Origin of the sequence: Polaromonas sp. (genome assembly GCF_041689105.1) — a bacterium.
Taxonomy (GTDB): Bacteria; Pseudomonadota; Gammaproteobacteria; order Burkholderiales; family Burkholderiaceae_C; genus Polaromonas.
In genome coordinates, this window is sequence record NZ_JBDNGU010000059.1 from 1 (window position 1) to 6,955 (window position 6,955).

General features: G+C 65.5%; 6 protein-coding genes. 2 read left to right on the plus strand and 4 right to left on the minus strand.

The annotated features are described in order from the left end of the window. Both ACESMT_RS04930 and ACESMT_RS04935 read left to right on the plus strand, forming a co-directional pair. Positions 1 to 374 (plus strand): 16S rRNA (uracil(1498)-N(3))-methyltransferase (locus ACESMT_RS04930; RefSeq protein ID WP_372825458.1); only part of this gene is annotated, 374 nt, incomplete at its 5' end. Between the two features lie 3 nt (positions 375 to 377). Next, on the plus strand, positions 378 to 1,547 hold the full coding sequence (locus tag ACESMT_RS04935; RefSeq protein ID WP_372825459.1) for an MFS transporter: 1,170 nt from the start codon (positions 378 to 380) through the stop codon (positions 1,545 to 1,547). Between the two features lie 60 nt (positions 1,548 to 1,607). Here ACESMT_RS04935 and ACESMT_RS04940 read toward each other — a convergent pair whose 3' ends face one another. The 4 genes from ACESMT_RS04940 to ACESMT_RS04955 form a co-directional block, all read right to left on the minus strand. Then, positions 1,608 to 2,543: a lysophospholipase gene (locus tag ACESMT_RS04940; protein ID WP_372825460.1), complete on the minus strand. Its 936-nt coding sequence runs from the start codon at positions 2,541 to 2,543 to the stop codon at positions 1,608 to 1,610. Further along, positions 2,521 to 3,993: a M20 family metallopeptidase gene (locus tag ACESMT_RS04945; RefSeq protein ID WP_372825461.1), complete on the minus strand. Its 1,473-nt coding sequence runs from the start codon at positions 3,991 to 3,993 to the stop codon at positions 2,521 to 2,523. The genes ACESMT_RS04940 and ACESMT_RS04945 overlap by 23 nt, the downstream gene beginning before the upstream one ends. Positions 3,994 to 4,249: 256 nt before the next feature. Beyond that, positions 4,250 to 6,286 (minus strand): SulP family inorganic anion transporter, encoded by a 2,037-nt coding sequence (locus ACESMT_RS04950; protein ID WP_372825463.1) that lies wholly within the window; start codon positions 6,284 to 6,286, stop codon positions 4,250 to 4,252. Positions 6,287 to 6,337: 51 nt separating this feature from the next. Further along, positions 6,338 to 6,955, minus strand: a 618-nt coding sequence (locus ACESMT_RS04955; RefSeq protein ID WP_372825462.1) for a chromate transporter, incomplete at its 5' end; no start/stop codon positions are given.

The window sequence follows — 6,955 nt, forward strand, 5'->3', positions numbered from 1 at the left end:
CTGACAAAAAAGTCGCGCACTGGCAGGGCATCGCCATCGCCGCCTGCGAGCAATGCGGGCGCAACCGGCTGCCCCGCATCCATGAGGTCGCCACCCTGGGCGACTGGCTCGCCGCACTGCCCGCCGCCGACCCCGCCGCGCTGCGGCTGCTGCTGTCACTGCGCGCGGGCACCCGACCGCTGCTGCAAACCGTGGCCGGCCAGGACAGCGCTGCAAGCGTCACCCTGCTCAGCGGTCCGGAGGGCGGGCTCAGCGTCGCCGAAGAAGATGCGGCCATCGCTGCCGGTTTTATCGCGGTCACGCTGGGCCCGCGCACGCTGCGCGCGGAGACCGCGCCGCTGGCCTGCCTGGCACTCCTCACCCTGGAAGTCTGAACAATGAACCGCAACCTTTGGCTACTGGCGCTCTGCCAGGGCCTGTTTCTCACCAACAACGTGACCTTCATCGCCATCAACGGCCTGGTCGGCTGGAGTCTGGCGCCGCTGGGCTGGATGGCCACCTTGCCAGTCATGGGTTATGTCGTGGGCGGGGCGCTGTCGACCGGCATCGTCGCACGCACCCAGAAGCGTTTCGGCCGCAAGACCTCGTTCCAGCTCGGGCTGCTGGTGGCGGTGCTTTCGGCGCTGCTGTGCTGTTATGCCGCCTACAGCCGGAACTTCTGGCTGCTGGTGGCCGCCACCGTGGTGGCCGGTTATTACAACGCCAATGCCCAGCTCTACCGTTTTGCCGCCGCCGAACTGGCGCTGCCGGCGTTTCGCGAAAAGGCCGTGTCACTGGTGATGGCCGGCGGGCTGATAGGCGCGATCGCCGGCCCCAACCTGGCAGCGGGAACGCGGACCCTGACCGCCGTTCCTTTTGCCGGCGCCTACCTCGCGCTGGCAGCCGTGGCCCTGCTGGCCATGGTCTTGCTCGCCTTTATCCAGTTCCCACCCACGCCGCCCCTGCAGGCAGCCAGCGGCGGACGTCCGCTGGGCCAGATCATGCGCCAGCCGGTGTTCATCGTCGCAGCCGCCGCCGGCGCGCTGGGCTATGGGGTGATGAACCTGCTGATGGCCGCGACCCCCATTGCCATGCAGGTCTGCGGCCTGCCGTTTTCCGACGCAGCGCTGGTGCTGGAGTGGCATGTGATCGGCATGTTCGCGCCGGGGTTTTTCACCGGTCACCTGATCAAGCGTTTCGGCACCTTGCCCATCATGGCGATCGGGCTGACACTGAACGTCGCCTGCGTGCTGATTGCGCTGTCGGGCGTCGAGCTGCACCAATTCCTGGTGGCGCTGTTCCTGCTCGGCGTCGGCTGGAATTTCCTGTTCACCGGCTCTACCACGCTGGCGCTGACAGCCTACCGCCCCGAGGAAAAGGACAAGGCGCAGGGCGCGCTCAATTTCTGCGTGTTCGCGGTGCTGGCGCTGTCATCGCTGGCCTCAGGCGTGCTGGTGACGACGCAGGGCTGGACGCTGTTGAACCTGGGCTCGCTGCTGCCGCTGGGCTTGACGGGCATGGCGCTGGCCTGGCTGGCGTTGCAGCGGCGACGCCCCATGGCCACCTGAACCGCTACAGATTTCATAGCTACTGGTGCCCGCCTTACAAGGGCCCGAGGTCCTTTTGACCTAAAACCGCGCGTCCAGCCAGGATTTCAGGGTGGCAAACACCGGCGCGGCATCAAGCTCGTTGAAGAGCTCGTGGTACAGATCGTCAAAACACCGCGTGGTCACCAGGCGGGCGCTGCGGCGCGCCGCCGCCTCGGCAAAAGCCCGGCTGCCAGCCGGGTTGACCAGCTTGTCCGCGCCGGCGTACATCAGCAGCGTCGGCGTGGACCAGCTGGATGCGGCGGCTACGGTGGCCGGTCCGGCGGTCGCAATGAATTTGGCCAAGCGCGCGGAAATTTTGGCGTGCACCAGCGGGTCGGCCAGGTACTTGTCTACCACCTGTTTGTCGTGCGAGATGAATTCGGGCTTGAGGCCATTGTTGACGCGCAGATTGGGGGCGATCACCGGCAGCGTGGCGAGCAGCAGTTTCTGCAGCGCATTGAGCCCGGGATCCAGCGCCGGGGAAGACATCACCAGGCCATCGACGGGCCGCATCTGGAGCGACACAAAACGCCCAACCACCAGACCGCCCAGGCTATGACCCAGCAGGATCAGCGGCAGCTGTTTGGGGGACTCGCCCGCACCAGCGTGCGGCAGGCGCAGGGAGCGCAAGCGCGTGTCATCCACCACTTCGGCGAGGTCTTCCAGCAGCAGGGCCTCACTGCTCAGCCCCCCGCGCACGCCACCGGACTCGCCATGGCCCCGCTGGTCGTAAGCGCGCACGGCAAACCCCCAGTCGAGCAGCAGCTGCGCCACATGGTCATAACGGCTGGCGTGTTCGCCCAGCCCATGGACGATCAGCACGACGGCGCGCGGCGGCGCCGCATCGTCAGCCTGCCAGGCCTCCATCGGCCACTCGTACAGCGCCAGGTTTTCGCCATCACGCGCGGTAAACGGCGCCAGCCTGGGTTTGTCCGTCAGCACGTCTCCCCTCTCACGGCATGCAGGCGATGACATGCGCCACGGCTGCAGTAATTTTTTTCGCGTAAGGCACGTGCAGGAACTCATTGGGGCCGTGCGCATTGCTCTTCGGCCCCAACACGCCGCACACCATCATCTGCGCCTTCGGGAAGCCCTTGCTCAGCATGTTCATGAGCGGAATCGTGCCGCCCTGGCCGATAGTGCCGCAAGGCGCGCCGTAATGGGCCTGCGAGGCATCATCAAGCGCTTTCTGAAACCACGGCGAGGTCGACGGCGCGTTCCACCCGGTGGCACCACCTGCGCTTTCAAAGGTGACCCTGGCCTGGTAGGGCGCGTTGTCTTCGAGCAGGGCCTTGAGCTCCTGCACCGCGCTGGCGGCGTCCACCAGCGGCGGCAGGCGCAGCGACAACTTGAAGGCGGTATAGGGCCGCAGCACATTGCCGGCATTGCCCATCTCGGGAAACCCGTCGGCGCCAGTCACGCTCAGCGTCGGTTTCCAGGTGCGGTTGAGCAGGGCTTCAACCGGATCGGTGGTGGTCGGCAACGCAAAGGTCGTCGCGCCTCCGCAGTCGTAGTGCGCCCACGGAAAGCGCTTGTAGATCTGGTCGCCCAGGATCTGCGCGGTGGCTTTGGCCTGCTGCAGCCGCTCGGCTGGAATTTCACAGTGAAAACTCTGCGGTAGCAGGCGGCCGGTCTTGCTGTCTTCGAGCCGGTCCAGCACGTGGCGCATGATGCGAAAGCTCGACGGCACCAGCCCGCTGGCGTCGCCAGAATGTACGCCTTCGGTCAGGATCTCCACCTTCAGCACGCCGCTGGCCATGCCGCGCAGCGAGGTAGTCAGCCAGAGCTGGTCGTAGTTGCCGGCACCCGAGTCCAGGCAGATCACCAGGCCCACGTCGCCAAGCCGGGTGCGCAGCGCATCGACATAAGGCAGCAGGTCGTAGGAGCCGCTTTCTTCGCAGGTTTCGACCAGGCCGACGATGCGCGGATGCGGCACCTTCTGGCTTTTAAGTGCCTGGATGGCGGCGATGCTGGCGTAGACCGCATAACCATCGTCGGCACCGCCACGGCCAAACAGCTTGCCATCCTCATATTTCGGTGTCCAGGGACCCAGGTCATTGCGCCAGCCCGTGAACTCAGGTTGTTTGTCGAGATGGCCGTACATCAACACTGTTTCCGTAGACCCGGTTTTGGTCGCCGGCACCTCGAAAAACAGCACCGGCGTGCGGCCCGCCAGCCGGACGATTTCAAGTGTGAGACCCTCGACCTTTTGCGCCTCAACCCAGGCGGCCGCATTGCGCATGACGGTGTCGATGTGGCCATGGCTGGCCCAGTCGGCATCAAATGACGGGGACTTGGCGGGGATGGTGATGTAGTCGGTGATCTGCTTGACGATGTCGCCGTCCCATTGGGCACTGACATCAGACAGGGCCTGTGCGGCGTCAAGCAGGCCGGCAGGAATTTCGCGGTGCAGGGGGGCGTTCATGACAACTCCGGGAAGTGATGCGAAAGCCTACTGTACCTGTGCCCGCCCGGACGTGCCAGCCCGGCGACAGGGGGAACGCGGCGCAGCGGGGAATTTTCTGCACTCATGCAGAAAATCAACTCAGCCGACACAGCCATCATGAAAAAACCGTATCTCCCGCATCAGTCATCCTCTTCGGCATAGGCGGGCGGGGCCGGGCACCACCGGCCTGTTGCAGCGCCTCCGGTCTTCGAGACGCTTTCAGATCGAAGCCAGCTTAAAGGTTGTCGCCGGACTCCCCCGGCTCAGGCCCCGGCACGGTGAGGCATTCTTCAAAAATGCGCGCCGTGCATTGCCGGCAGATCGCCGGGTCCAGCCGCGTAAAAATCGCCGCGATCGCGCTGCGTTTGTCCGCAAACTGGTGCTCAGCCCCGAGCAGACGCGTGAAGCCCGTGGTCTGCCACATCTTGATCACCCCGGGCCGCGGACGGTGGAAGTACAGGTCGCCGCCCATCGCGCGGCGTGCATTGAGTTCGTGCTCCCAGAGCTGCGCGCCGGCCAGGTCGATGAAGTTCATGCTTTTGCTCATGACCAACAGGTGCTTTTGCGGGTGCAGGACGTGGCGCAGGTCATGCAGCGTGTCGGCCACATGCTGCGTTGCGCCGAAATACACCTCCCCTTCCATACGCAGCAACTTGAGTTGCGGGCATTCCGGCAAGTAGTGGGCCCCTACGCTTGTCGCTTCGCGTACTTCGCTGCCCCCCGAGGGGGCGCTGCGCCTGCGGACTGGCAAAGCCAGATCCGCGGCCCCGGCTGGTGAAGAAAGAGCCCCCACGTTCGTCGCTTCGTGTACTGCGCTGCCCCCCGAGGGGGCGGTCCCGCCTAAGGGCGGCATGTTGGCGGGTCGGTCGGCCCCCACGCCGGCATGCGCGCCTGCTCCTTCTTCGTCGATCACCACAAACTGCCGGCCCGGCCCCCGGCTGTCGAAACCCATGGTACGCATCGCCGGCTTGGACGTGCGGTACAGATAAGACATCAGCGACAGCAGCGTGCCGAGCAAAATCGCGATCTCCAGCCGGATGCTGACCGTCGCCGCCAGGGTGGCCAACGCGACACCAAATTCGGTGCGGCTCAGCACAAACAGCTGGCGCCAGCGCTGAATGTCCAGCAGCGAGACGGCCACCAGCAACAGCAGCGCGGCCAGCGCCGCCATCGGGATCTGCGCCAGCAACGGTGCACTGAGCGCGACCAGGGCCAGCAGCAGGACGGCCGAAAAAACGGCAGCCAGCGGCGTGCGTGCGCCGGCTTCCAGGTTGGGCATGGAGCGGTTCAGCGAACCGCAGGACACATACGAGGAAAAGAAGCCGCCAACGATGTTGGAAAGGCCCTGGCCGCGGAACTCACGGTTGGCATCGATGCGCTGGCCCGAGCGGGCCGCCACGGCTTTGGCAATCGAGATCGACTGTCCGAGCGCCACAATGGTCAATGCAAACGCCAGGCCCAGCAACTCGGAGAGCGAGGCCCAACTGATCCGGGGGACGACAAACTTCGGCCAGGGCGTGGCGATCTGGCCCACCGTGCGCAGCGGCTGCGGCGCAGCGCCGGCATAGGTCGTCCAAGCCCACGACAACGCGGTTGCCGCTACCAGACCGGCCAGCATGTAGGGCCAGTTGGGGCGCAGACGCCGCACCAGCAAGGCCACGGCCAGGGTCACGGCGGCCACGGCCAGCGCGACCGGCTGCATGGATCGGAGCGCTGCAAACACGTGAAGCAACACCGCAGCGGCACCATGTTCGACCGCCGCGGGCAGCCCCACCAGATCGGGCAGCGCATAGACGGCAATCAGGACCGCAGCCCCGGAGGTGAAACCGAACAAGGCTGCCGGTGAAATGAAATTGGCGAAGGTGCCCAGCCGCAAGGCGCCTATCAGCCACTGCATGATGCCGACCAGCAGCGTCACCGCCAGCGCCATCTGGATATAGCCGGGGCTGAAGGCGATGGCCAGCGGTGACAACATCGCAAACAGGGCCAGCGAGTTGGCATTGGTGGGCCCCGACATCACGTGCCAGCTGGAGCCAAACAGCGCCGCAATGATGCAAGGCACGATGGCGGTGTAGAGGCCGTATTCGGGCGGCAACCCGGCCAGGGTGGCAAAGGCAATGCCCTGCGGCAGAACCAGCACCGCGCCCAGCAGCGCCGCCATCAAGTCATGGCGCAAAGTGGCAGGCGTGACTGCATAAACCCAGCGGCCGAACAGCCGCTCCAGCACCCTGAATGCGAGAGCGGTGGCCGTGTTTTTCGCGAAACCATACATGGCCATGAGCATAACGCGGCCCCTGCCGACCGCGGCAGGGGCCGCGCAACATCACGCCAGGCCGGCCAGACGCAACAACAAGCCGGCCAGCGCGCAGGCGGCGATGACCGGGATCACGCCGGCCTTGTAACGCAGCAGCGCCACACCGGCGACCGCCATCAGGGCCAGCGCCGGCCACGCCACATTTGAAGGAAAACCAGCGGTAGCCCCTGTTTTGATTGAGACATGTGCTATAAAAAACAGAGCAAGACTGGCAATCACCCCAACCACCGCCGCCGTGATGGCGGCCAGCGGCGCGGTGAAGTGCGGCTTGCCATGGGTCGACTCCACCAGCGGCCCGCCGGCCAGGATAAAGATGAACGACGGCAAAAACGTGAACCAGGTCACCAGCAACGCCGCCAGCGCCGCGCCCTGAAACAGCGCGTCCGGCCCCAGCACCTGTTTGATCCAGCCGCCGACAAAAGCCACGAAGGCCACCACCATGATCAAGGGCCCCGGTGTGGTCTCGCCCAGCGCCAGTCCGTCCATCATTTGCGGCCCGGTGAGCCAGCCGAACTGTTCGACCGCACCCTGATAGACATAAGGCAGCACAGCGTAGGCGCCGCCAAAGGTCAGCAGCGCGGCCTTGGTGAAAAACCAGCTCATCTGTGTCAAGGCACCACCCCAACC

Excerpts from the sequence above, each read along its gene's own strand:
- ACESMT_RS04935 (WP_372825459.1), top strand. The coding sequence starts at position 378 with ATGAACCGCAACCTTTGGCTACTGGCGCTCTGCCAGGGCCTGTTTCTC.
- ACESMT_RS04940 (WP_372825460.1), bottom strand. The coding sequence starts at position 2,543 with ATGTCATCGCCTGCATGCCGTGAGAGGGGAGACGTGCTGACGGACAAA.
- ACESMT_RS04945 (WP_372825461.1), bottom strand. The coding sequence starts at position 3,993 with ATGAACGCCCCCCTGCACCGCGAAATTCCTGCCGGCCTGCTTGACGCC.
- ACESMT_RS04950 (WP_372825463.1), bottom strand. The coding sequence starts at position 6,286 with ATGTATGGTTTCGCGAAAAACACGGCCACCGCTCTCGCATTCAGGGTG.